This is a genomic window from Sphaerisporangium cinnabarinum (assembly GCF_055567015.1).
The window spans coordinates 325,927-350,235 of record NZ_JBVHRG010000002.1 but is presented as its reverse complement, the minus strand read 5'-3'; the positions used below and the strand labels follow the sequence as shown (position 1 = coordinate 350,235).

The window sequence follows — 24,309 nt, the reverse complement described above, 5'->3', positions numbered from 1 at the left end:
GCGGGTCACCCGCGGCCGCGCCCTGCGGCGTTCCCGGGACGGCGCGCGAGCGCTAGTCTGCGCGGGTGACGGAGCGCATCGCGACGACGGCGGCGTACGCCGTGCAGGGCTTCGGGTTCGCGGTGGTGCTCACGAGCATCCCCGGCTACAAGGACCGGCTCGGCATGGGCGACGACGTCGTGACGCTCGTCGTGCTGGGCGTGTGCGTCCTCGCCGGTCTGGGCAGCGCGCTGTCCGGCGTCGTGGCGGCGCTGCGCGGCGCACGGACCGTGGTGGTCGGTGGCCTGCTGCTCGCCGCAGCGGCGGTGGCGGGGATCGGCCTCGCGCCGTCGTGGCCGGTCTTCTTCGGGGCGATCGGCCTCTACGGGCTCGCGCTCGGCGCCGTCGACGCCGCGATGAACATGCTCGGGATCGACGTCGAGCGCGCGCACGGCCGCAGCCTGCTCGCGTCGTTCTACGCCGCGAACGCGGCCGGGGGAGTGCTCGGCGCGCTCGCGGTCTCGGGCGGCGCGCTGGCCGGTCTCGGCCAGCCGGTCGCGCTCCCGCTGGCGGCGCTGCTCGTCGCCGCGGGCGCGGTCTGGCTCGCGCTGCAGCTGCCCGACGGCGGCCGTGCCGTCCCGGGTGCCGTCGCCCCGGACGCCGCGGTCCGGGATGCCGTGGTCCGGGATGCCGTCGCGAGCGATGCCGTGGTCCGGGACGCCGTCGTCCGGGACGGCCCGGCCGGCACGGGCGCCGTGGCCACGCCCGGGACGGTGGCGTGGGTCGCGGCGGGCACGATCGCGCTGCTCGGCGCGGGGATGCTCGCGTTCCCCGTCGCGGACTCCGCCGTGTCGAGCTGGAGCGCGACGTTCCTGCGCGACGTCCTCGCGGCGAGCGCGGCCGCCGCCCCGCTGGGTTATGCGGCGTACCAGGCGGCGCTCATCGTGTCGCGGCTCGTCGGGGACGGCCTGGTCGAGCGCCTCGGCCGGGTCCGGGTCGTGCGGCTGGGCGGCACGCTCGGCGCCCTCGGGTTCGTCGCGGTGGCGGCCGCCCCGGCCTGGCCCGTCGCCGTGCTCGGCCTCGCGGTGACCGGCCTCGGGCTCGGCGTCGTCGCACCGCTCGCGTTCTCGGCGGTCGGGGACCGGGCGCGGGAGGCCGTCGCGGCGGGCCGCACCGGGGCGACGGGGGAGGCGGCCTCCGGGGTCGTGGCGACGGTCACCGACCGCGCGGTCGCGCGGCTCAACGTCTTCACCTATGCGGGCGCCGTGCTCGGCGGTGTGCTCACCGGTGTCTTCGCGACCGCGCACCACCTCCGGGTCGGGTTCGTCGTGCTGGCCGTGCTCGCAGCCGTCTCGGCGGTCCTCGCGAGCGCGTTCCGACCCGCCCGCGCCGTCGTGGCGCCCGTGAGCGAGGCCACTCCGCCCGCGTGACACCGGAGCGCCTCGCTGTCGGTGGCGTGTGATGGGATGGCCCGCGTGCTGACCCTTGCCACCGCCAACGTCAACGGAATCCGCGCCGCCTACCGCCGGGGGATGGACGCCTGGATCGCGTCCCGGACGCCCGACGTCCTGCTGCTCCAGGAGGTGCGTGCCCCCGACTCGGTCGTCAACGACCTGCTGGAGGGCTGGCACGTCGCCCACCAGGCGTGCGACATCAAGGGCCGCGCCGGGGTCGCGGTCGCATCACGCCTGCCCGTGTCCGCGGTCCGCGTCGGCCTCGGGGCCGGCGAGCCCGAGCCGCCCGTCGACACCGGACGCTGGGTCGAGGCCGACCTGGAGCTGCCCGACGGCGGTCGTCTCACCGTGGTCTCGGCGTACATCCACTCGGGCACCGTGAGCCAGCCGGAGACGATGGTCGCGAAGTACGCCTACCTGGAGAAGGTGACGGCGCGGCTGCGTGAGCTCGCGGCCACGGGCGAGAAGGTCGTCCTGGCGGGCGACCTCAACATCGCGCACCGCAACGTCGACATCAAGAACTGGAAGGGCAACCTCAAGAGCGCGGGGTTCCTCCCGGAGGAGCGCGCGTACGTCGACGTGTGGCTGGACCAGGTCGGGCTCGTCGACCTGGGTCGCGTCCACGGCGGCGAGGGCCCGGGCCCGTTCACGTGGTGGTCGTGGCGCGGGCGCGCGTTCGACAACGACTCGGGCTGGCGCATCGACTACCAGCTCGCGACACCGTCGCTCGCCGAGCGCGCGGTCAAGGTCGAGGTCGACCGCGCGCCGTCGCACGAGGAGCGCTGGAGCGACCACGCGCCCCTCGTCGTCACCTACGACGTCTGAGCCGACCCGGTCAGGCGACCCGCTCGGCGGGCGCGGACGGCGTCGCGAGCAGGAAGCCGGGGGCGCCGAGCCCTTCGCGCTCGAACGCGGCGCGCACGGCGTCTGCGACGGTCTCGACCTGGTCCGCGCGCACGAGCGCGATGGCGGAGCCGCCGAACCCGCCGCCGGTCATCCGCGCACCGAGCGCGCCTGCGACGCGCGCCGCGTCGACCGCGACGTCGAGCTCGACGCTCGACACCTCGTAGTCGTCGCGCAACGACGCGTGCGACGCGTTCAGCAGCGGGCCGACGGCGTCCGGCCGCCCCTCGCGCAGCAGCGCCACGAGCTCGCGCACCCGGCCGATCTCGGTGACGACGTGGCGCACCCGGCGGCGCGCGACGTCGTCGGGCAGCGCGTCGAGCGCCCGGGCGAGCGCGGCCACCGGGTCGTCGCTCGCGTCCACCGCGTCGGCGAGCTCGCGCAGCGAGGCGATCCCGAGCGTGCGGGCGGCGTCCTCGCACGTCGCGCGGCGCTGCGCGTACTGGCCGTCGACGAGCCGGTGCTCCGCCCGGGTGTCCACGACGAGCAGCGCGAGGCCCGCGGCGTCGAGGTCGAACGGCACCTGCGTGGCGGACTCGACCGGGTCGAGCCCGGGACGGCAGTCGAGGAGGAGCGCGTGACCGGACTGCGCGCGCAGCGCCGCGGACTGGTCCATGCCGCCGGTGGGCGCGCCCGCGATCTCGTTCTCGGCGCGGATGCTCACCGCGGCCAGGGCGGCGCGGCCCGCGTCGGTCGCCGCGAGGCCGAGCCCGGCGACGTCGTCGAGCGCGACGGCGACCGCGCACTCGAGGGCTGCGGACGACGAGAGCCCGGCACCGAACGGGACGCTCGAGTCGACGGCCGCGTCGAACCCGGGGACGGCGGCGGGGTCCGCGCCCTGGGCGACGAGGTGCTCGCGCAGAGCCCAGGCCACGCCCGCGACGTACGAGCCCCAGCCGGCGACCTCGCCCGGGCCGACGTCCTCGAGGCGGGCCGTCCACGTCTCGCCGGGCGCCTGCGCGGACGCGAGGCGGACGAGCGAGTCGGTGCGCGGCCGCAGCGCGACGTAGGTGCGGTGGGGCAGCGCGACCGGCAGGCACAGGCCCGCGTTGTAGTCGGTGTGCTCCCCGACGATGTTGACGCGCCCGGGCGCGGCCCACACGCGGACCTCCTCGCCGGTCTCGTCCGCGCCGAACGCCTCCGCGAGCACGGCACGGGCGCGCGCGGCGCCGTCGTCGTCCGACAGCGCGGGCACCCAGCCCCGGGCGGCGCTCGTCGGGGCGAGCTCCTGGAGGCGTGCGGCGATGCGCTCGGGCGTCGTGTCGCTGATCCACGCGCCCATGCCGGACTCCGAGCCCGCGAGGTACTTGAGCTTGCCCGGCGCGCGGAGGACGGAGAACACCTGCAGGTGCAGCCGCGCGAGGGTGACGTCGTCGGTGCCGCCGTCGGCGACCGAGCGGCCCTCGCGGGCCGGGGCCTGGTGCCACGCGGCGATGTACGGCAGGGGGATGGGCTCGCCGTCGGCCGTCTCGAAGAACCGGTCGAGGCGGCGCAGCAGCTCGAGGTAGGCGGTGGCCAGGTCGTCGCGCTCGGCGTCCGTGAGCGCGGGCAGGTCGGGCACGTCGCGCCGCGGCGCGAGGTGGACCTCGACGGGCCAGCGCGCCGCGTAGGGCACGTACGCGACCCAGTGCTCGGTCTCGAGGACGACGCGGCGGCCGTCCGCGAGCTCGGACTCGAGCACGTCGCGCAGCAGGCTGCGGCCGGTGCGCCGGTGGTGCTCGCGGGCCTGGTCGAGCAGCGCGCGCGTGCGCGGCGTCACGTACGGGTAGCCGTAGATCTGGCCGTGCGGGTGGTGCAGGGTGACGCCGATCTCCGGGCCGCGGTTCTCGAAGCAGAAGACCTGCTCCACCCCCGGCTCGGCGCCCAGCGCGGCGGTGCGGTCCGCCCACGCGTCGATGATCGTGCGGACCCGCTGCGGCGGGAGCGCGCCGAACGACGCGCGGTGGTCGCTCGAGAAGCACACGACCTCGCACCGACCCGCCGCCGGTGCGTGCTGCTGGAGCGGCGCGTCCGTGACCACCGCGTCCGGGACGCCGGGCACGCGCTGGAGCGACGGGAAGCGGTTCTCGAAGACCACGACGTCGTAGTCCGTGTCGGGGACCTCGCCGTCCGAGTACGCGCTGCCGGGCCGCGCGGGGCACAGCGGGCACGAGTCCGCGGCAGGCAGGAAGGTCCGGTTCATGCGGTGCGCGGCGAGCGGGACCCAGTCGCCGGTGAGCGGGTCCCGGCGCATCTCCGGGCCGACGTACGGGTGCGGGGTCCCGTCCGGGCCCGGCACCGGGGCGAAGCGGTCCGGCAACGGTCGCGGGTCGTCGAGCCGTCGCGTGCGCTCGCCCGAGACGTACGCGGGGGAGTCGTCGAAGTAGACGAGCTCGCGGCCGTCGGCGAGCCGGGTCGAGGTGCGGCGCAGGTGCGGGTTCATGCGTGGGATGTTCCGATCGCGGTGCGGTGGGGGAGTGCGGGGAGCCGGAGCTGCGGTCGCCGGTCAGGCGACGACGAGCTGCTCGACCAGGTCCTGGACGCGCGCGCGCTCGTCCTCGGCGAGCCCGGCGTCGGTGACGAGGACGTCCACGTCGGCGAACGTCGCGAAGACGCGCAGGCCCGTGGTGTGCCACTTCGTGTGGTCGGCGAGGACGACGGTGCGCCCGGCGGACTCGATGAGCGCGCGGTTCGTCGCGGCCTCGTCGAGGTTCGGCGTCGTGAGCCCGATCTCCGGGTCGACGCCGTGCGCGCCGACGAACGCGAGGTCGACGCGCAGCCCGGACAGCGCGGCCTCGGCGAGCGGGCCGACGAGCGCGTCGGACGGCGTACGGCTGCCGCCGGTGAGGATCGTCTCCAGGCGCGGGTCGTTGGCCCGGTGCAGGACCTCGGCGACCGGGAGGGAGTTCGTCACGACCGTCAGCGGCCGCAGCGCGGGGTCCGCGGCGATGCGGGCGGCGAGCAGGTGCGTCGTCGTGCCGGCGCTCAGCGCGACGGAGGCGTTCGGCGTGATGAGGCGCGCCGCCGCGGTGGCGATCGCCTCCTTCTCCACGGCCTCCCGCGAGCTCTTCGCGGCGAAGCCGGGCTCGTGCGCGGTCGTGTGCGGGGCGACGGCACCCCCGTGGACCTTCCGGACGAGGCCCTGGTCGGCGAGCTCCACGAGGTCGCGCCGGATCGTCATGTCCGAGACGCCGAGCTCCCGCGTCAGGTCGCCGATCCGGACCGCGCCGTGGTCGCGGATCTCCGCGAGGATGCGCTCCTGGCGCTGTGAGGCGAGCATGCCGACAGTATTGTCCACATCGCCGAGAAATCCAACATGACCGAACAGGAACCAACATCGCTCGGCCCGGCGACGAGGCCGGGCCGAGCGGGTCAGTACCGGATCGCGTCGATCACCTTGACGCGCACCGCGACGAGCGCGGGAAGGAGCCCCGCCAGCGCCCCGATCCCGATGGCCGCGAGCATCCCGGTCACCGCGGCGGAGAACGGGAAGCCGGGCGCGTCCTGGACGGCCGAACCCATGAGCACGTCGAGCGGGACGTTGTGCAGCACGACGATCGCGACCGTCACGCCCAGCACGCCCGCGACGGTCGTCGCGACGACGCTCTCCATCATCACGGAGAAGAAGACGCGCCCGGAGCTCGCGCCGAAGCTGCGGCGGATCCCGATCTCGCGGATCCGGTACCGCACCGTGACGAGCGCGATGTTCACGAGGCCGAGCCCGCCGAGCAGCAGCGCGATCGCGCTCACGCCGAGCACGACCCACCGGATCGCGCCGTCGACGACCGACGCCGACGGCGAGTCGGACCGGTAGACGTCGGCCTGGACGCCCTGGAGCGCGCCCGCCACGTCGCGGCGCACCGTCTCGACGAGCGCGTCCGACAGGTCGTCGGGCACCCACAGCTCGAGCCGGGGCGGCCCCATCATCTCCATCGACTCGGGGGTGACCCACGTCGACTGGGCGTCGACCAGCGCGTACGCGACCGGGTCCATGTCGGGCCAGTCGTCGGGGAAGGCCCCGACGACGGTCGCGACGACCGGGTTGTCCCCGCCGATCGTCACCGTCGGGTGCTCGGCCACGGTCGTCCCGCCGAGCGCGTCGAGGAACGCCTGGTTGACGACGAGCGCGGGCGCGAGGCGGTCCGCGTCCGCCTCGGTGAACCAGCGACCCGACGTCACCTGGAAGCGGTGCATCGTGGCCCAGTCGGGCTCCACCCCGGTCGTGGTGATCTCGCGCGTGCCGTCGGGGAACCGCACCGGTGCGGGCGCGTCGCGCAGCATCGAGGAGTAGCCGATGCCATAGCGGTCGACGATCTCGTCGAACACCTGCTCGTACTCCTCCGACGTGGGCATGACGCTCCCGCCCTCGCCCGTGGGCCATGCCGAGACCTGGAGCGTCGCGGCGCGACCGCCCCAGCGTTCGTTCTGCTCGGCGGAGACCTGGCGCAGCATCTCCCCGGCCGCCGAGATCGTGGTGATCGCGCAGACCGCGACGGCGACGCCGACGAGCGCGAGCAGCACCCGGACCTTGTGGACGCGCAGCTCGTCCCAGGCCTCGAGGAGGGCGCCGACGACGCCGGTCATGCCGTGGCCCCCGCGTCGCGTGCGGTGTCCGGGGTCCCGGCCGCGGTGGCGGCGGACGCGCGAGCGGAGAGTGCGTGAGCGACCCCGACGAGCGGCCGGGCCACGTGCTCGGCCTGGTGGTCGTGGCTCGTCCCGGGGTCGGTCCCGGGATCGTGGTCGGTGCCTGGGGCGCCGAGCGCCCCGAGGGAACCGGCGCTGCGCGCGCTGATGGAGATCGGGGTGAGCACGCCGTCGGCGAGGCGGAACTGGCGGGCGGCGCGCGACGCGACGGCGAGGTCGTGCGTGATCGCGATGAGCGCGGACCCGTTCTCGCCGGCGATGGTGTCGAGCAGGTCCATGACCTCGCTGCCCGTGTCGACGTCGAGCGCCCCCGTGGGCTCGTCCGCGAGGATGACGCGCGGGACGCGCACCAGGGCGCGGGCGATCGCGACGCGCTGCTGCTCGCCGCCCGAGAGCTTCTCCGGGGTCGTGTCGAGCCGGTCGCCGAGGCCGACCCGCTCGAGCATCTGGGCGGCCAGCGTGCGCCGCTGCCAGAACTGCCGTCCGCGCGCGTACAGCAGCGGGGCGACGACGTTCTCGAGCGCGGTACGGCCCTGCAGCAGGTTGAACTGCTGGAAGACGAACCCGAAGTCCGTGCCGCGGCGTCGCGCCCGGGCGCGGCCGGAGAGCCGGCCGATCGGGACGCCGTCGAGCAGGTAGTCCCCGCTCGTCGGGCTGTCGAGCAGGCCGAGGATGTTGAGCAGGGTCGACTTGCCCGTCCCCGAGCGGCCCACGATCGAGACGTGCTCGCCCGCGCCGACCGTGAGGTCGATGCCGCGCAGGATCTCGAGCTCGCGGTCGTCGGGGAGCAGCACCGAGCGGGTGACCCCGCTGAGCTCCAGGAGGCTCATCAGTACGAGGCCTCGCTGTCGTCCGTGACCATCATGTCGTCCATGACCGGCATGACGTCCTGGCCCGGCACGAACTCGAGGACCTCGTCGCCCTCGGCGAGGCCCTCGGTCACCTGGACGACGGACCCGTCGGTGAGGCCGAGCGTCACGGCGCGCTCCTCGGGCTCGCCCTCCGCGCCGACGACCCACACCTTGCCCTGCTCGACGCGGCCGAGGACCGCCGTCACGGGGACCACGAGGGCGCCCTCGACGGAGCCCGCGGTGATCTCCAGCTCGGCGGCGAGCCCGGCGAAGACGGTGACGTCGCCCGGGACGGCGCACGTCACGCTCGCGGAGGACGCGCCGGCGGCCGGGTCGGGTGCGCCCTCCTCGGGCGTGCCCGCGGGGGCGGCGGCGGCGCCCATGCGAAGGTTCGTGCACACGAACGGCGCGGGGCCGCCGGTGACCGTGACGGTCGCCTCGCCGGGGATCTGGAGGAGCCGGAACTGCTGCTCGGCGACCATGCTGCCCGTGACCGAGAGCGTGCCGGGCGAGACGGTCGCGAAGTCCTCGCCGACGGCGACCTCCTGGTCCTTGAGCGCCGTGAACGTGGCGACCGTCCCGCCGATGGTGGCCGTGACGGTCTCTCGCGTGACCTTCGGTCGACGCTCGGTGACCGTGACCTCGCCCGTCTCGGGGTCGGTCTCGGTCAAGGGCTCGCGAGGCTCCTCGAGGGTGACCTCGAGGAGGGGCGCGCCCGCCTCGACGACGTCGCCGGGCTTGGCGTGGACCGCGGTCACGACGCCGCGCTGCGTGACCTTCTGGGGTGCCGCCGGGTCGGCGACGACCTGGCCGGTCAGCACCACGGTGTTCGTGACGTCCCCGGTGGTCACCGCGACGCGCGGCTCGACGATCTGCGCCGTGGGGAACGCCGGGTCGACCGGTGGCTCGGGCGCAGAGCGGAAGGCGATCACGGCGAGCAGGGCGGCGATCGCCGCCCAGATCACGATGCGGAGGGCGGGGAAGATGATCCGGCGGGTGATACCCACGTGCGGGCTCCTGGGACGACGGTGGCGGGACGACGGTGGCGGGACGACGGTGGCGGGACGACGGTGGCGGGACGAGCGGACGCTCTGGTGGGGCCGACGGCGGCCCGGCCCGAGGCTAGGGCGGGGACACGGACGGCGTCGTCATCCCTGGGGAGGAGTTCTGTCGCGGCTTCGTCACCGGTGGGTCACCGGCCGGTCACGTCGACGTGACCGCGCGGGGCGGGCGGGCGAGGCGGGCAGGGCAGGGACGCCCTGACGGGCAGTGGAGGTGCCGTCGCAGGTCAACAGGCTCGAGAGCGAGGAGCGGGCACGGCGGAGCGGCGGCGGTGCCACGGCACGATCCCCCTCACCGGCCCCACGGCCGTCCCCCCGGTCGAGATGCGGGCGAGACTATACCGTGGCACGCAGAAAAGACAGGGCCGACGTCCGGGGCGGGGGTCGGGTCAGACGACCGTGACGCCGAGCGACCGCCCCGCGAGCCCGCGCGGACGGCGCGCGAGGCCGGTCGCGACGTCGCGCAGCGCGGCCGCGGCGGGAGAACCCGGGTCGGAGAGCACGACCGGGGTGCCGCCGTCGCCCGCCTCGCGCAGCGACACGTCGAGCGGGACCTGGCCGAGGAGGGGGACCGTGGTCCCCGTCGCGCGCGACAGGTTCGCCGCGACGCGCTCGCCGCCGCCCGCCCCGAACACCTCGAGGCGCGACCCGTCGGGCTGCTCGAGCCACGACATGTTCTCGACCACGCCGACGACGCCCTGCTGGGTCTGCGTCGCGACCGACCCGGCCCGCTCCGCGACCTCCGCGGCGGCGACCTGCGGCGTCGTGACGACGACGATCTCGCTGCCGGGCAGGAGCTGCGCGACCGAGATGGCGATGTCGCCCGTGCCGGGCGGCAGGTCGAGGAGCAGCACGTCGAGGTCGCCCCAGAACACGTCCGCGAGGAACTGCTGGAGGGCGCGGTGCAGCATCGGTCCCCGCCACACGACGGGCTGGCCCGGGGGCACGAACATGCCGATCGAGACGACCTTCACCCCGTGCGCGATCGGCGGCAGGAGCATGTTGTCGACGCGCGTGGGCTGCCGGTCGACGCCGAGCATGCGCGGGATCGAGAACCCGTAGATGTCCGCGTCGACGACGCCGACCTCGAGGCCCTGCGCGGCGAGCGCGACCGCGAGGTTCGCCGTGACCGACGACTTGCCCACCCCGCCCTTGCCCGACGCGATCGCGTACACCTTCGTCAGCGACCCCGGCTTGGCGAAGGGGATCTCGGGCTCGCCCACGCCGCCGCGCAGCATCGTGCGCAGCTCGGCCCGCTGCTCCGCGCTCATCACGCCGAGGTCGACCCGGACGTCCGCCACGCCGTCGACCGCGCGCACCGCGGCGTCGACGTCGCGCGCGAGCGTGTCGCGCATCGGGCACGTGGCGACCGTGAGGTCGACGCCGACCGTCACGACGGCGCCCGGCGCACCGGGCTCGACCTCGACCGAGCGGATCATGCCGAGGTCCGTGACGGGGCGGCGGATCTCCGGGTCCAGGACCGTGGTGAGGGCCTGCCGGACGGCGTGCTCGAGCAGGTCTGCGGCGGGGTCGGGCATGCCCCCATCGTAGGCGGGGCCGACACCCGGTCGGCCGGGCCGTAGGTCCCGGGCCGGACGTGAGCCCCGTCGCACGACGAGCGTCGCGGATCGGGGCTACCGTGCACGGATGGACGCCCTGGCCTCCCTCGCGCGGGACAGCGAGCTGTTCGGCGACGCCGTGCGCAGCGCCCCGCCCGACGCGCGCGTCCCCGCGTGCCCCGAGTGGACGGGCGCCGACCTGCTCTACCACCTCGCCGAGGTGCAGGACTTCTGGGCGCGCGTCGTCGGCCCGGCTCCCGGGGAGGGGGTCGACGGCGACGAGGTCGAGCCGCTCGCGCGGCCGGCGTCCGACGCCGAGCTGCCCGCGCTGCTCCAGCGCTCGACGAGCCGGCTCGTCGCGGCGCTCACCGGTCGCGACCCCGACGAGCCGTGCTGGTCGTGGCACGACGACGGCCGGCACGTCGGCTGGGTGCTGCGACGCCAGGCGCACGAGGCGCTCGTCCACCGCGCCGACGCGGAGCTCACGGCCGGTCGCGACGTCACGCCCGCCGACCCGGCCGTCGCGGCGGACGGCGTCGACGAGGTGCTGTCCGTCATGGTGGACGGGGCGCCTGGCTGGGGCGTCTTCACGCCCGACGGCGCGACGGTGTCGGTCGTCGTCGACGGCCCGGGGGAGCGCCCGCGGAGCTGGGAGCTCGCGTTCGGGCGCTTCACGGGGACCGGTCCGGAGTCGGGGACGGCGTACGACCTCGACGTCGCGCAGCTCGTCGACCTGCCCGGCTCGACGACGACGCAGGTCTTCGGCCCGGCCTGGGCGCTCGACCTGTGGCTCTGGGGCCGTGGCCCGGCGGACGGGCTCGCCGTGGCGGGCGATCCCGCCCTCGCCGAGCGGCTGCGCCGGATCGCGGCGGAGGGCACGCAGTAGCGCTCGCGACGTCGACCCGAGCGGCCGAGGTCGGCCCTCGGGAGGTCGACGCGGGGACGGGCGGGCCGATCTCGGCTCAGCGGTCGGCGACCTCGTCGTCGGGCTGACGGGCCGTCTTCTCCTCCAGCTCCTCGAGCAGGTTGCGGATCTCGGACCGCACGAAGTCGCGCGTGGCGACCTCGCTCAGCGCGATGCGCAGCGCGGCCATCTCGCGCGCGAGGTACTCGGTGTCCGCGAGGTTGCGCTCCGCGCGCTGACGGTCCTGCTCCGCGGTGACGCGGTCGCGGTCGTCCTGACGGTTCTGGGCGAGCAGGATGAGCGGCGCGGCGTAAGACGCCTGGAGCGAGAGCATGAGCGTGAGCGCGGTGAACCCGAACTCGGCGGAGTCGAACCGCAACCCCTCCGGGCCCCACGAGTTCCACGCGATCCACAGCGCGCAGAACACGGTGAGGTAGACGAGGAACCGCGGCGTGCCGAGGAAGCGTGCGATGCCCTCCGTCGAGCGGCCGACGGCGTCCTGGTCGACCCTGACCCGCGGGAAGAAGCTGCGGCGCGCGGTCTTCGGCGTGTCGAGGCGGTCAGCCACGGGCCACCCCCGTGGTGCCCGGCCGTCCGGGCGCGGCGGTGCGCGCGCGCCCGCTCGCGACGGCACGGCGCGCGGCCTCGGTGTCCTCGTCGTCGGTCTCGCGCCAGTCGTCGGGCAGCATGTGGTCGAGCACGTCGTCCACGCTGATCGCGCCGAGCAGGCGTTTCTCCGCGTCGAGCACGGGCACGCACAGCAGGTCGTAGGTCGCGAGGATGCGGGTCACGCGCCCGAGCGGCGCATCGGGCGTCACGCCCTCGACGTCGGAGTCGAGCACCGAGCCGACGGCCGCGTGCGGGGGCTCGCGCAGCAGGCGCTGGAAGTGCGCGACGCCGAGGAACCGGCCCGTGGGCGTCTCGAGCGGCGGGCGCGCGACGAACACCATCGACGCGAGCGCGGGCGCGAGGTCCTTGCGGCGGATCTGCGCGAGCGCGGTCGCGATGGTGGTCTCCGGGCCGAGCACGACCGGGTCGGACGTCATGAGGCCGCCCGCGGTGTCCTCCGCGTAGGAGAGGAGGCGGCGCACGTCGCGCGCCTCGTCGGGCTCCATGAGCTCGAGGAGCTGGGCGGCCTGGGCCTCGGGGAGCTCGTGCAGGAGGTCGGCCGCGTCGTCGGGCTGCATCGCCTCCAGGACGTCGGCGGCGCGGTCGGTGTCGAGCCCGGAGAGGATCGCGACCTGGTCGTCCTCGGGCAGCTCCTCCAGGACGTCGGCGAGCCGCTCGTTGTCGAGCGCGCCCGCGACCTCGAGCCGGCGCGTGTCGCCGAGGTCGTGGATGACGTCGGCGAGGTCGGCGGGCTTGAGGTCGTCGTACGCGGCGAGGAGCATCGCGGCGCCCTGCGCCTCCGTGCTCCCGGCGAGCCCGGTCACGGCGTCGACGTCGACGACGAGCGCGTCGCCCCGCCGGCGCAGCCCGAGCGTGCCCTTGTGCTGCGCCTGGCGGCGCACGTACAGCTTGGTGACGAGCCAGTCGCCGGTCCGCTGGCGCTCGATCGCGAGGTCCTCGACCGTCGCCGAGCCCGACCCGTCGACGAACTGCACCGTGCGCTCCAGGAGCTCGCTCACGGCCAGCGTCTCCATGGCGCGCTGCTCGAACCGCCGCATGTTGACGAGCCCGGTGGAGATGACCTGGCCCGCGTCGATGCTCGTCACGCGCGTCAGGGGCAGGAAGACACGGCGTCGGCCGGGCACCTCGACCACGAGGCCCACCGCGCGCGGCGCCCCCTTCGGCCTGATGAGCACGACGACGTCCCGCACCCGCCCGACCTGGTCGCCGATGGGGTCGAACACGCTGGTCCCGGCCAGGCGCGCGACGAAGACGGTGGTGGCTGCACTCACGCCGCCAGCCTACGCACGCGCCCCGGTCGCCGCGCTCCGTCCCGACAGGTGGCGGGCGTCCCGAGCCGTCTCCCGGCCGCCTCCCCGTCGTCGTCGGCCGGTCGGGGCGGGGAGCGGCCCTCGCGCGCTCCGCCCGGGTAGGACAGACTGGGCGAATGAGCATGTCACGCCCGGGTGCCGTCCCCCGTGTCCCCACCCCGCCGCGCGGCGAGGAGGTGGCGTCGTACGCGACCTACCTCGAGGCGCAGAAGGCGGTCGACTTCCTCTCGGACAACAAGTTCGCGGTCGAGCTCGTGACGATCGTCGGCACCGACCTCAAGATGGTCGAGCGCGTGACGGGCCGCCTCACCTACGGTCGCGTCGCGATCGCGGGCGCCGCGTCCGGCGCGTGGTTCGGCCTCTTCGTCGGCCTGCTGCTCTTCATGTTCTCCGGCCAGGGCGGGTTCGTGCTCACCGCCGTCGGGATCGGTGCCGGGTTCGGCCTGCTCTTCTCGGTCCTGTCGTACGCGCTGACGCAGGGCAAGCGCGACTTCACGTCGCAGAGCCAGATCGTCGCCTCGTCCTACGGCATCCTCTGCGCGCCCGAGCGCGCGGGCGAGGCACGCCAGCTCCTGGGCCGCATGCCCGAGGGCGCGGGCGGCGTCCGCGCGCCCGCCGCGCCGGCCAACCCCGGCTGGGGCACCCCCGGCACCACGCCCCCCGCCGCGCCGCCCGCCTCGGTCCCGGAGCCCTCGGCGGGAGCCCCTGCCCCGGCCCCTCCGGCCGCGCCCCCGGCCCGCACGCCCGACCCGCGCTGGACGACGCCGACCGGCGAGCCGCGCTACGGCGCCATGCGTCCGACGTCGGACCAGCCGACCGACGCGCCGGCACCCGACGCGGGCCCCGGGTCGGCGCCCGCCCCCGGCACGCACCCGGACCAGCCCGAGCGCCCTGCCTGACCGAGCAGGCGTCCCCGGACCGGTGGGACGACGAAGGCCGACCGTCGGACGTCGTCGTCCGTCGGCCGGCCCTCGGCGGAAGCGCCGCTAGCGCTTCCGCGACTTCACCGCGGTCTCGGCAGCCCTCTCGCGCTTCTGGGCGCGCTTCTCCTTGATGGACATCGACGCTTCCTTCTTGATGCTCTTCGCCACGTGAGTTCACCTCCCCTCACCGGTGGATGAACGGGCCACCATAGCCCAGTTCCTCCGCCGGTGAGCCGGGCGCGACTCAGCCGCGCAGCCGCGCCATCCAGGCCTCGACGTCCTCGGGCCGACGGGGCAGCGCGGCCGACAGGTTCTCGTTGCCGTCGGCCGTGACGAGGACGTCGTCCTCGATGCGGACGCCGATGCCGCGGTACTCCGCCGGGACGGCCAGGTCGTCCGCCTTGAAGTACAGACCCGGCTCGATCGTGAAGACCATGCCCGGCTCGAGCACCCCGTCGAGGTAGAGCTCGCGCCGCGCCTGCGCGCAGTCGTGCACGTCGAGGCCGAGGTGGTGGCTCGTGCCGTGCACCATCCAGCGGCGGTGCTGCTGCCCCTCGGGGGAGAGCGACTCGGCGGCGCTCACCGGGAGCAGACCCCACTCCTCGAGGCGCGCGGCGATGACCTCCATCGCGGCGGCGTGCACGTCGCGGAAGCGCGCGCCCGGCACCGCGACGGCGAACGCGGCGTCCGCGGCGTCGAGCACGGCCTGGTACACGCGGCGCTGGACGTCGGTGAACTCGCCGTCGACGGGCAGCGTGCGCGTCACGTCGGCCGTGTAGAGCGAGTCGACCTCGACGCCCGCGTCGAGCAGCACGAGCTCGCCGGTCCGCACGACGCCGTCGTTGCGGATCCAGTGCAGCGTCGTCGCGTGCTCGCCGGCTGCGGCGATCGTCTCGTAGCCGACCGTGTTGCCCTCGAGGCGCGCGTGGGCGTCGAACGTCGTCTCGATGACGCGCTCGCCGCGACGGTGCCCGACGGCGCGCGGCAGGCTCCGCACGACCTCCTCGAAGCCCGCGATCGTCGCCGCGACGGCCTCGCGCATCTGCTCGACCTCGTGCGCGTCCTTGACCAGGCGCAGCTCGGAGACCGCCTCGACGAGCGCGGCGTCCGTGCGGCGGTACGCGGCCTCGGCGCGCGCGAGCCACTCGGCCTCGCTGAGCTGCTGGTCCTCGGCGGCCCCGGCGGCCTCGTCGACGCCCGCCTCCGCGCGGATCGCCTCGACGAGCGCCTCGACGGCCTCGTCCGCGCCCGCGACGACGAGGAGCATCACCCCGCCGGCGCCGACGTCCTTCGCGAGCGCGTCACGCAGCTCGTCGACGTGCCGCGCCTCCACGCCGGTCGCGGTCGTGACGTCGTCGAGCGACGGACGCGCGCCGACCCAGAACTCGCCGTACCGCGCGTCCGCGTAGAACTCCTCGGTGTCGCGCGCCGCGAGCGGGCGGACGTAGAGCACGGCGTGGTGGTCGGACCCGGCGTCCCCGGTGCCCGGCTCCACGGGGTGCAGCACGAGCACCGCGTCGGGCTCCTGGTCCGTGCCGTAGCCCGTGAGGTGCGCGAACGCCGAGTGCGGGCGGAAGCGGTAGTCCGTGTCGTTCGACCGCGTCTTGAGCGGGCCGGCGGGCACGACGAGGCGCGCGCCCGGGAACCGGGCCGACAGCGCGGCGCGGCGCGCGACGGTGAACGGGGCGGCCGGCAGCGGCTCGACGTCGAGCGCGGCGCGCGGCGCCCAGCCGCTCGTGATGAAGGCCTTGAACGCGTCGGAGTCCGGGCGCTGGGAGCGGTTGCTCCCGCGCGCGGCCAGGTCCTGGGTCTCGCCGGGACCGGCGTGCTCGGTGGCCTGGTCGGGCGTCTCGGACGGGGGCGCGGGCGTGACGGGGGTGGCGTCGGTCATGCCCCCAGTCTCGCACCGCGCACGCGGCCGAAGTCCGCGAGCGCGCGCCCGAGCACGCGGTTGAAGGCCTCGGGGGCCTCGCTGTTGACGTCGTGGCCGGCGCGCGGCACGACGACGAGCGCCGCGTCCGCGGCCGCCGCGAGGTAGCGCTGCTCGTCGAGGCGCATGTGGTCGCGCGCGCCGTTGACGAGCCACACCGGGACGTCGACGTCGCGCACGTGGGCGAGCCACGAGCGGCCCGCGAGCTGGGTGAGCGCGTCGGTGACGACGTGCCAGCCGGGCGCGACCGGCGTGGGGGGCCCGGCGTCGGCCGGCCCGGCCAGCGCGTACGAGGACGCGGCACCGCCCGGCAGGCCGCGCCCGCCGCGGGCGATCGTGCCCCACGCGGTCGCGGTCGTGCGCGCGGCCCAGCGGGCGCCGCGGCCGACGGCGCCGCCCCCGGCGACGACGAGGCGCGCGACGTCGCGGTACAGCGCGACCGGCTTGCCCTTGGGGTCGGACGTGCAGGCCGCGGCGACCACACCCGCGAGGTTGGCGGGGCGGCGGGCCGCCCAGGCGAGCGACGTGTAGCCGCCGAGCGAGAGGCCGACGAGCGCGACGCGGCGGTCGGGGCCGAACGACGCGGCCGCCTCGTCGAGCACCTCGAAGGAGCGGTCGAGCGTGAAGCGCTCGTGCGCGCGGGCGCCGTGCGCGGGCAGGTCGACCGCGACGGTGTCGTGGCCGAGTGCGCGCACGTGCTCGACCTGGTGGTCCCAGATCGCGCCCGAGGTGCGCATGCCGTGGACGAAGACCACCGCGGGCGGAGCCTGCGCGGGGTCGGGGGACGTCGGCGTCGAGGGGGTCGTGGGGGAGGTCGTCGCGGGGGCTGCCGTGGGGGGCGTCGTGAGGGTCATCGCTCCTGACCATGGCACCCGAGCCTGGGACGGCCGTGGTGAGGCGCCGGGCCCCGTGTGGACATCGTGTGGGGGTCCGGTGCCGTCCTGCCCGGGCGTCGTCACTATCCTGGACCCGTGCGCATCGACCTCCACACCCACTCGACCGTGTCCGACGGCACGGACGCACCGGGAGGGGTCGTCGAGGCCGCCGCCGCGGCCGGTCTCGACGTCGTCGCGCTCACCGACCACGACACGACGGCGGGCTGGGCGCAGGCGACGGACGCGGCGCTCGCGCACGGGGTCGCGCTCGTGCGCGGTGCGGAGATCTCGGCCCGCTCCGGCGGCATCAGCGTGCACGTGCTGTCCTACCTGCACGACCCGGCGCACGCCGCCCTCCTGGCCGAGCTCGACCGCACGCGCGACGCGCGCACGAGCCGGGCCCGGCGGATGGTCGACCTCATCGCCGAGGACTACCCGATCACGTGGGAGGATGTGCTCGCCCAGACCGTCGCGGGGACGACGATCGGGCGACCGCACATCGCCGACGCGCTCGTCGCGGCCGGGCTCGCGCCCGACCGCTCCGCCGCGTTCGCGACCATCCTCGCCACGGACACCCCGTACTACGTGCCCCACTACGCGCCCGACGCCGTCGTGGCCGTGCGCGGGATCCGCGCCGCGGGCGGCGTGCCCGTCTTCGCCCACCCGGGCGCGGACGGTCGCGGCCGCGTCGTGGCCGACGCCGTGATCGAGGAGATGGCCGAGGCGGGGCTCGCCGGGCTCGAGGTGTTCCACCGCGACCACGACGAGCGTCAGCGTGCACGGCTCGAGGACCTGGCCCGGACCCTGGGCCTGTTCGTCACCGGGTCGAGCGACTACCACGGGGCCGGCAAACCGAACCGGCTCGGGGAGAACACGACAGCACCGACCGTGCTGGAGCAGATCGAGGAGCTGGGACAGTTGGACGTGATCCGATGATCGGACGATGAGCGAGTTCTTCGACGTCCGGCTCTTCACGGAGGTCTTCGTCACCCTGTTCGTCATCATGGACCCGCCCGGCACGGTGCCGGTGTTCCTGGGCCTGACGAGCGCGATGGGTGCCAAGCAGCGCAACCAGGCGGCGCGCACCGCGATCCTCGTGGCGTTCGGCGTGATCGTCGCGTTCGCGGTGTTCGGCCAGCAGATCCTCAACTACATGCACATCTCGCTGCCCGCGCTCCAGACGGCGGGCGGCCTGCTGCTGCTCCTCGTGGCGATGGAGCTGCTCACCGGGAAGATGGAGGAGCCGCAGCCGTCGGGCAACAAGGGCGTCAACGTCGCGCTCGTGCCGCTCGGGACGCCGCTGCTCGCCGGCCCGGGTGCGATCGTCGCGACGATGGTCTTCGTGCAGCGCGCGGGGGAGCGCGGCGGGGGCGTCGCCGAGTGGGTCGCCATCGCAGCGGGCGTCGTCGCGGTGCACGTGTGCCTGTGGCTCTCGATGCGCTTCGCGAACGTCATCAACCGCGTCCTCGGCGACTCGGGCACGATCCTCGTGACGCGGATCGCCGGTCTGCTCCTCGCGGCCATCGCCGTCCAGCTCGTGGCCGACGCCGTCATCGAGTTCGTCCAGACCGCCTGACCCGCGGCCCGTCGTCGCGGACGACCGGCGTCCGGGGCGGTGGCCCCGGACGCCGGTCGCCGTTCGCGGTCGCGCGCTCGTGGTCGGTCAGGGCCAGTACGCGTCGAAGGCCCGGGAGAACTCTCCGCCGTTGAAGCGGTCCCAGTTGATCGACCACGTCATGAGGCCGCGCAGCCCCGGCCAGCGCCCGTGGGTCCGGTACGACCCGCAGCCCGTGCCCTTCGTGAGGCAGTCCAGGGCCTGGGTGACCTGCGCGGGCGGGGTGTGGCCGTTGCCCGCCTGCGTGCTGGCCGGCAGGCCGATCGCGACCTGGTCGGGGCGGAGCGGGGGGAACATCTTCGTCGTGTCGCGCGCGACCGGGAAGCCGGTGAGCAGCATGTCCGTCAGCGCGACGTGGAAGTCCGCCCCGCCCATCGAGTGGTACTGGTCGTCGAGCCCCATGATCGGCCCCGAGTTGTAGTGCTGGACGTGGAGCAGCGTCAGGTCGTCGCGCAGGGCGTGGATCACCGGCAGGTAGGCGCCGCAGCGCGGGTCCTGGCCGCCCCACGGGCCGGAGCCGTAGAACTGGTAGCCGTTCTGGACGAAGAAGGTCTCCGGCGCCATCGTCAGCACGAAGTCGTCGCCGTAGCGCGCGGTGAGCGACTTGAGCGCGGAGACGAGGTTGACGATCACGGGGGTGGTCGGGGCGCGGAAGTCCGTGTCGCCCGGGTTCAGGTACAGCGAGTGCCCCTCGAAGTCGATGTCGACCCCGTCCAGCCCGTAGGTGTCGATGATCGAGCTCACGGAGGCGACGAACGCGTCGCGCGCGGCGGTCGTCGTGAGCTGGACCTGGCCGTTCTGCCCGCCGATCGAGAGGAGCACCTTCTTCCCGGCCGCGCGCTTCGCGGCGACGGCGGCCTTGAACTCCGCGACCGACTCCACGTTCGGGCACTCGGTCCGCGGGCAGAGGCTGAACCGGATGTCGCCGGACGTGACGCTCGTCGGCTCGCCGAACGCGAGGTTGATGACGTCCCACGAGTCCGGGACGTCCGCCATGCGGACGTAGCCCGACCCGTTGGCGAACGACGTGTGCAGGTAGCCGACGAGCGCGTGCGCCGGCAGCCCGGCGCCGGGTCCGCCACCGGTGCCGCCGGTCGCCGTGGTGACGGCGACGGCGGCGGAGCGGGGTGACTCGCCCGCGGCGTTGGTCGCGGTGACCTGGAAGGAGTAGGCGGTGGCGGCGGTGAGCCCGGAGACGGTGGTGGACGGGGCCGCGGTCGCGGCGACGCGGGTGCCGTCGCGGTAGACGGCGTAGCCGGTGGCGCCGGCCACGGCACCCCAGGTGAGGGGCACGCTCGTGGCGGTGGGCGTCCCGGCGGTCAGACCGGTGGGGGTCGCGGGCGGCTGCGCCGTGCCGCCGCCCGGACCCACGAGGCTGACGTCGTCCACGAGGTGGGCGGGCTGGCCGTACCAGCCGTGCACGAAGACCGTCGCGGTCGTCGCCGTCGCGGTCGTCGTGAAGGTCACGCTGAGCCGTTGCCAGGTCGGGGCCGAGGGCGTCCAGGTGGTGACGTCCTGCGCCGTCGCGCCGCTCGCCCCGAGGTACGCGTAGGAGCCCTGGACCCACGCGCTGAGCGTGTAAGTCGACGAGGGTCGGACGGCGACGGTCTGCGAGCAGCGCGCGTTGTCCGTCCCGGCGGGCGTGGCCCGGAGCGCCCCGCCGCCGGTGCGGACCGGGCTCGTGGCCGGCTGCCCCGTGGAGCCGGAGCAGGTCCACCCGGACAGCCCGGACTCGAACCCGCCGTTGACGGCGAGCTCGGTGTCCGCGGCCGCGGCGGTCGTGGTGCCGGTGAGGAGCGTCCCGACGAGCGTGGCGGAGGCGACCAGGGCGAGGAGGCTGCGCAGCCGTCGTCGGGGTCGTGACGCGGTGGGGTCCATGGTGGTCTCGCTTTCGTCGTCGAAGGAGCGGTCGTGTCGCAAGGTCCTCGCGGTGCCGCGCGCTGGTCAACCCCCGTACGCGGGACCCCGTACGCCCGCTGCGCCGCCCGCGCCAAACAGGGGATGTTAGGTTCTTTCGGTGAACCAGCCGATCATGCCTCCCCGCAAGGTGTCGGAGCTCGTCGTCGAACGGCTCATGGAACGCGTCGAGCGCGGGGAGTGGCCCGTCGGCACCCGTATCCCGCCGGAGCCCGAGCTCGTCGCCGAGCTCGGCGTCGGGCGCAACACGGTGCGCGAGGCCGTGCGCGCGCTCGAGCACGCCGGGATCCTCGAGCCGCGCCGCGGCGACGGCACCTACGTGCGCGCGGCCGACGGGCTCGACGCCGCACTGACCCGACGGGCCCGGACCACGGACGCGCTCCACGTGCTCGAGGTGCGCGAGATCCTCGAGCGCGGTGCGGCGCGCGCCGCTGCCGGGCGGGCCGACGCCGTCGCCCTCCGCCGCCTCGACGCGGCCCTCGCCGCCCAGGTCGCGGCACGCGACGGGGACGAGCAGGCCTTCCAGGCCGCCGACGTCGCCTTCCACGGCGAGGTCGTGCGCGCCGGGGGCAACCCCCTGCTCGCCGACCTCTACGGAGGCCTCGACCACGCGCTCGTCCGCACGCTCCCCTCCGGCGGGCAGCGTCGGCACCACCGCGACGTCCCCGGTCACGAGGAGGTCGTCGCGGCGATCCGGGCGGCCGACGCCGACGCGGCCGAGGCCGCCGTCGTCGCGACGATCGACGCCGTGCGGGCGCAGCTCGTCGAGGCCGCCGCGGACCGTCCCGGTCGCAGCGACGCCGGGGAGGCCGAGGCGTGAGCGGGCTGCGCAGGCCGCTGGGGCTGGCCGCCGTCGTCGCGATCGTCCTCGCGGCGCTCAACCTCCGCCCCGCCGTCGTCGCGATCTCGCCCGTGCTCGGCGAGATCCGCACGGACCTGGGCCTCAGCGCGACGGCGGCGGGCGTGCTCACGACGCTCCCCGTCCTGTGCTTCGGGCTCCTCGCGCCGCTCGCGCCCGTGCTCGCGCGGCGCTGGGGGCTCGAGCGGGCGCTCTTCGTGAGCCTCGTCCTGCTGTGCGTCGGGTTCGCGCTGCGTCTCGTGCCCTCGACCGCGGGGCTGTTCGCCGGGACGGTGGTCGCCGGGTGCGCGATCGGGCTCGGGAACGTGCTGCTGCCCGCGCTCATCAAGCGCGACTTCGCCGACCGCATCGGCCTCATGACCGGCCTCTACTCGATGGCGCTCTCCGGCGGGGCGGCGCTCGCGGCGGGCCTGACCCTGCCGGTCGCGTCGGCGGCCGGTCTCGACTGGCGCGGCGCGCTCGCGACCTGGGGCGTCCTCGCCGTGCTCGGGGCGCTCGTGTGGGTGCCGCGCGCGCTGCGGCCCGACCCCTCCGGCACGGTGGCGTTCGGACCCGGCGCGGGGCCGGCCGCCGCGCGGTCGGCGGTGTGGCGCAGCCCGCTCGCCTGGGCGGTCACCGTCGTCATGGGCATGCAGTCGCTGTCGTTCTACGCGGTCAACGCCTGGCTGCCCGAGATCATGGTCGCGCTCGGCCGGACGCCGGAGGTGGGCGGCTGGCTCCTCGCGCTGTGCAACCTCGCGGGGATCGTCGGCTCGTTCGTCACCCCGGTCCTCGCCGGGCGCATGCCGCGCCAGCGCGGCATCGGCCTCGTGCTCGTGGTCCTCGTCGGCTCAGGGCTGCTCGGGCTCGCCGTCGCGCCCGGCGGCGCGGCGCTCTGGGTCCTGCTGGTCGGCCTCGGGCAGGGTGGCGGGATCAGCCTCGCGCTCACTCTCATGGCGCTGCGGGCGCGCGACGCCGCGCACACGTCCGAGCTCTCCGGCATGGCGCAGAGCGCCGGCTACCTGCTCGCCGCGACCGGTCCGCTCGGCCTCGGGCTCGCGCACGACGTCACGGGCGCGTGGACGCTCCCGCTCCTGCTCCTCGTCGCCGCGGCGGCCGTCCAGGGCGTCGCGGTGTGGTTCGCCGGGCGTGACGCGCACGTGCACTGACCCGGACGCGACGAACCCCGGGCCGCGTCCCCACGGCCTGGTGACCGTGGGGCGCGACCCGGGGTTCGTCGTCGGGCTCGGGAACCGCCGGGAGCGACTACTCCGCGGGCTGGGCGGTCGCCTCGGCGGCGCCGCCCTGCTGCTCGACCGGACGGCCGCCGCGCGTGCGGCGGCGGCTGCGGGACCGACGACGGCGCTCGCCGCCCTCGGTCGCCGGGGCGCCCTCGGTCGCCTCGGTGCGCTCGCCCTCGGCACGAGCGCTCGTGCGCTCGGTCTCGCCGCGACGCCCGCCGGAGCGGCCCTGGCCGCCGGACCGGCCCCGCTCGCCGTCGGACCGGCCGCGGCCGCCGTCGGACCGGTCGCCCTGGCGCCCGCGCGACCCGCCCGCGGGCGTGTGCCGCTTGCCGGTCTCGCCGAGGTCCTCGATCTCCTCCGCCTCGAGCCCGGCGAGCGTGCGCCGCTCCTTGGGGAGACGGCCCTTCGTGCCCTCGGGGATGTGCAGGTCGGTGTACAGGTGCGGCGAGCTCGAGTACGTCTCGACCGGCTCGGGGATGCCGAGGTCGAGGGCCTTGTCGATGAGCGACCAGCGGGGGATGTCGTCCCAGTCGACGAACGTCACCGCGGTGCCCTTGTTGCCCGCGCGGCCGGTGCGGCCGGTGCGGTGCAGGTACGTCTTCTCGTCCTCCGGGCACTGGTAGTTCACGACGTGGGTGACGTCCTCGACGTCGATGCCGCGCGCCGCGACGTCCGTCGCGACGAGCACGTCGATCTTGCCGTTGCGGAACGCGCGCAGCGCCTGCTCGCGCGCGCCCTGCCCGAGGTCGCCGTGGATCGAGCCGGCCGCGAACCCGCGGTCGACGAGCTCGTCCGCCACCTTCGCGGCGGTCCGCTTGGTCCGGGCGAACACGATGGTGCGCCCGCGGCCCTCGGCCTGGAGGATGCGCGCGAGCATCTCGACCTTGTCCAGCGCGTGCGCGCGGTAGACGACCTGCTCGATGTTCTTGACCGTCTGGCCGCCGTCGTCGGGGTCGTTCGCGCGGATGTGCGTCGGCTGCTTCATGTAGCGGCGCGCCATCGAGACGACGGCGCCCGGCATGGTCGCCGAGAAGAGCATCGTGTGGCGCTGCGCGGGCGTGCGCGCCAGGATCTTCTCGACGTCCGGGAGGAACCCGAGGTCGAGCATCTCGTCCGCCTCGTCGAGGACCACGGTCGCGGCGCGCGTGAGGTTGAGGTGGCCCTGGTTCATCAGGTCGATCATGCGGCCGGGCGTGCCGACGACGACCTCGACGCCGCGCGTCAGCGCCTCGACCTGCGGCTCGTAGGCGCGACCGCCGTAGAGCTGGACGATGCGCACCGAGCGGCGCTTCGAGGCCGTGGTGAGGTCGTTCGCGACCTGGACGGCGAGCTCGCGCGTCGGGACGACGACGAGCGCCTGCGGCTTGCCGGGGGAGGGCAGCTCGTCGAAGCCTGGCTCGCCCGGGGCGACGACGCGGTGCAGCAGCGGCACGCCGAAGCCGAGGGTCTTGCCGGTACCGGTCTTGGCCTGGCCGATGATGTCGTGGCCGGACATGGCGACCGGGAGGGTCATCGCCTGGATGGGGAACGGCTGGACGATGCCCGCGTCGGAGAGCGCGTCGACGATCTCCTGGCGGACGCCGAAGTCCGCGAAGGTCGTGTTGTCCGCGTGGACGCTGGCGGCGACGGACGTCGCGTCCGCGCTCACGTCCGGCGTCGCGTCGGTGGTGGCGTCTGTGGTGGTCACTGGTGC

At 75.3% G+C, this 24,309-nt stretch carries 19 protein-coding genes and 2 pseudogenes; 8 read left to right on the top strand and 13 right to left on the bottom strand.

The window, feature by feature from the left end:
- The first annotated feature begins 65 nt into the window (after nt 1-65).
- Both ACZ4MO_RS04610 and ACZ4MO_RS04605 read left to right on the top strand, forming a co-directional pair.
- Complete coding sequence (locus tag ACZ4MO_RS04610; RefSeq protein WP_175007915.1) at nt 66-1,409, top strand: MFS transporter; 1,344 nt, start codon at nt 66-68, stop codon at nt 1,407-1,409.
- A 45-nt stretch (nt 1,410-1,454) separates the two neighbouring features.
- On the top strand, nt 1,455-2,258 hold the full coding sequence (locus ACZ4MO_RS04605; protein WP_083385320.1) for an exodeoxyribonuclease III: 804 nt from the start codon (nt 1,455-1,457) through the stop codon (nt 2,256-2,258).
- 10 nt (nt 2,259-2,268) lie between these two features.
- On the opposite strand, the pseudogene galK reads toward ACZ4MO_RS04605, so the two are convergent.
- From galK to ACZ4MO_RS04570, 7 genes and pseudogenes are all read right to left on the bottom strand, one after another.
- Nucleotides 2,269-3,462 (bottom strand): annotated as a pseudogene (gene galK, locus ACZ4MO_RS04600) (galactokinase); the annotation flags it as partial.
- Between the two features lie 90 nt (nt 3,463-3,552).
- Nucleotides 3,553-4,746 (bottom strand): annotated as a pseudogene (gene galT, locus ACZ4MO_RS04595) (galactose-1-phosphate uridylyltransferase); the annotation flags it as partial.
- A 75-nt stretch (nt 4,747-4,821) separates the two neighbouring features.
- Nucleotides 4,822-5,595, bottom strand: coding sequence for a DeoR/GlpR family DNA-binding transcription regulator (locus ACZ4MO_RS04590; protein WP_043652765.1), 774 nt, complete (start codon nt 5,593-5,595; stop codon nt 4,822-4,824).
- Between the two features lie 92 nt (nt 5,596-5,687).
- Entirely contained in the window at nt 5,688-6,899 is a 1,212-nt protein-coding gene (locus tag ACZ4MO_RS04585) for an ABC transporter permease (RefSeq protein WP_175007917.1), read from the bottom strand.
- Nucleotides 6,896-7,789 (bottom strand): ABC transporter ATP-binding protein, encoded by an 894-nt coding sequence (locus ACZ4MO_RS04580; RefSeq protein ID WP_081599852.1) that lies wholly within the window; start codon nt 7,787-7,789, stop codon nt 6,896-6,898. Before ACZ4MO_RS04580 ends, ACZ4MO_RS04585 begins: the two co-directional genes overlap by 4 nt.
- Nucleotides 7,789-8,817, bottom strand: coding sequence for a permuted SH3 domain-containing protein (locus ACZ4MO_RS04575; protein ID WP_175007918.1), 1,029 nt, complete (start codon nt 8,815-8,817; stop codon nt 7,789-7,791). Before ACZ4MO_RS04575 ends, ACZ4MO_RS04580 begins: the two co-directional genes overlap by 1 nt.
- Before the next feature lie 443 nt (nt 8,818-9,260).
- Nucleotides 9,261-10,409, bottom strand: coding sequence for a P-loop NTPase (locus ACZ4MO_RS04570; protein WP_175007919.1), 1,149 nt, complete (start codon nt 10,407-10,409; stop codon nt 9,261-9,263).
- A gap of 109 nt (nt 10,410-10,518) precedes the next feature.
- Between ACZ4MO_RS04570 and ACZ4MO_RS04565 the strand changes: the two genes are divergently transcribed.
- The gene (locus tag ACZ4MO_RS04565) at nt 10,519-11,316 is read left to right on the top strand and encodes a maleylpyruvate isomerase N-terminal domain-containing protein (RefSeq protein ID WP_175007920.1); all 798 of its coding nucleotides are present in this window, start codon (nt 10,519-10,521) and stop codon (nt 11,314-11,316) included.
- Between the two features lie 76 nt (nt 11,317-11,392).
- On the opposite strand, the gene ACZ4MO_RS04560 is transcribed toward ACZ4MO_RS04565, so the two are convergent.
- Nucleotides 11,393-11,902 carry a DUF1003 domain-containing protein gene (locus ACZ4MO_RS04560; RefSeq protein ID WP_175007921.1) on the bottom strand — a complete coding sequence of 170 codons (510 nt, stop codon included), beginning with the start codon at nt 11,900-11,902 and terminating at the stop codon, nt 11,393-11,395.
- Nucleotides 11,895-13,235, bottom strand: a complete 1,341-nt coding sequence (locus ACZ4MO_RS04555; protein ID WP_175007922.1) for a magnesium transporter MgtE N-terminal domain-containing protein — start codon at nt 13,233-13,235, stop codon at nt 11,895-11,897. Before ACZ4MO_RS04555 ends, ACZ4MO_RS04560 begins: the two co-directional genes overlap by 8 nt.
- A gap of 155 nt (nt 13,236-13,390) precedes the next feature.
- Here ACZ4MO_RS04555 and ACZ4MO_RS04550 point away from each other — a divergent pair, with 155 nt between their 5' ends.
- Entirely contained in the window at nt 13,391-14,173 is a 783-nt protein-coding gene (locus ACZ4MO_RS04550) for a general stress protein (protein ID WP_175007923.1), read from the top strand.
- A gap of 268 nt (nt 14,174-14,441) precedes the next feature.
- Here the strand turns inward: ACZ4MO_RS04550 and ACZ4MO_RS04545 are convergent, their stop codons facing one another.
- Both ACZ4MO_RS04545 and ACZ4MO_RS04540 read right to left on the bottom strand, forming a co-directional pair.
- Nucleotides 14,442-16,088, bottom strand: a complete 1,647-nt coding sequence (locus ACZ4MO_RS04545; protein WP_175007924.1) for an aminopeptidase P N-terminal domain-containing protein — start codon at nt 16,086-16,088, stop codon at nt 14,442-14,444.
- Nucleotides 16,085-16,981, bottom strand: coding sequence for an alpha/beta fold hydrolase (locus ACZ4MO_RS04540; protein ID WP_175007925.1), 897 nt, complete (start codon nt 16,979-16,981; stop codon nt 16,085-16,087). The genes ACZ4MO_RS04545 and ACZ4MO_RS04540 overlap by 4 nt, the downstream gene beginning before the upstream one ends.
- A 117-nt stretch (nt 16,982-17,098) precedes the next feature.
- Between ACZ4MO_RS04540 and ACZ4MO_RS04535 the strand changes: the two genes are divergently transcribed.
- Nucleotides 17,099-17,938 carry a PHP domain-containing protein gene (locus ACZ4MO_RS04535; protein ID WP_175007926.1) on the top strand — a complete coding sequence of 280 codons (840 nt, stop codon included), beginning with the start codon at nt 17,099-17,101 and terminating at the stop codon, nt 17,936-17,938.
- A gap of 7 nt (nt 17,939-17,945) precedes the next feature.
- Nucleotides 17,946-18,578 carry a MarC family protein gene (locus ACZ4MO_RS04530; protein ID WP_061266900.1) on the top strand — a complete coding sequence of 211 codons (633 nt, stop codon included), beginning with the start codon at nt 17,946-17,948 and terminating at the stop codon, nt 18,576-18,578.
- Nucleotides 18,579-18,665: 87 nt separating this feature from the next.
- Here the strand turns inward: ACZ4MO_RS04530 and ACZ4MO_RS04525 are convergent, their stop codons facing one another.
- The gene (locus ACZ4MO_RS04525; RefSeq protein WP_175007927.1) at nt 18,666-20,495 is read right to left on the bottom strand and encodes a carbohydrate binding domain-containing protein; all 1,830 of its coding nucleotides are present in this window, start codon (nt 20,493-20,495) and stop codon (nt 18,666-18,668) included.
- A 139-nt stretch (nt 20,496-20,634) separates the two neighbouring features.
- On the opposite strand from ACZ4MO_RS04525, the gene ACZ4MO_RS04520 reads away from it, so the two are divergent.
- A complete protein-coding gene (locus ACZ4MO_RS04520; protein WP_175007928.1) occupies nt 20,635-21,354 on the top strand; it encodes an FCD domain-containing protein in 720 nt (239 codons plus the stop codon).
- Complete coding sequence (locus ACZ4MO_RS04515; RefSeq protein ID WP_051028539.1) at nt 21,351-22,541, top strand: CynX/NimT family MFS transporter; 1,191 nt, start codon at nt 21,351-21,353, stop codon at nt 22,539-22,541. The genes ACZ4MO_RS04520 and ACZ4MO_RS04515 overlap by 4 nt, the downstream gene beginning before the upstream one ends.
- 97 nt (nt 22,542-22,638) lie before the next feature.
- Here ACZ4MO_RS04515 and ACZ4MO_RS04510 read toward each other — a convergent pair whose 3' ends face one another.
- Nucleotides 22,639-24,303 (bottom strand): DEAD/DEAH box helicase, encoded by a 1,665-nt coding sequence (locus ACZ4MO_RS04510; RefSeq protein ID WP_175007929.1) that lies wholly within the window; start codon nt 24,301-24,303, stop codon nt 22,639-22,641.
- Between the last annotated feature and the right edge of the window lie 6 nt (nt 24,304-24,309).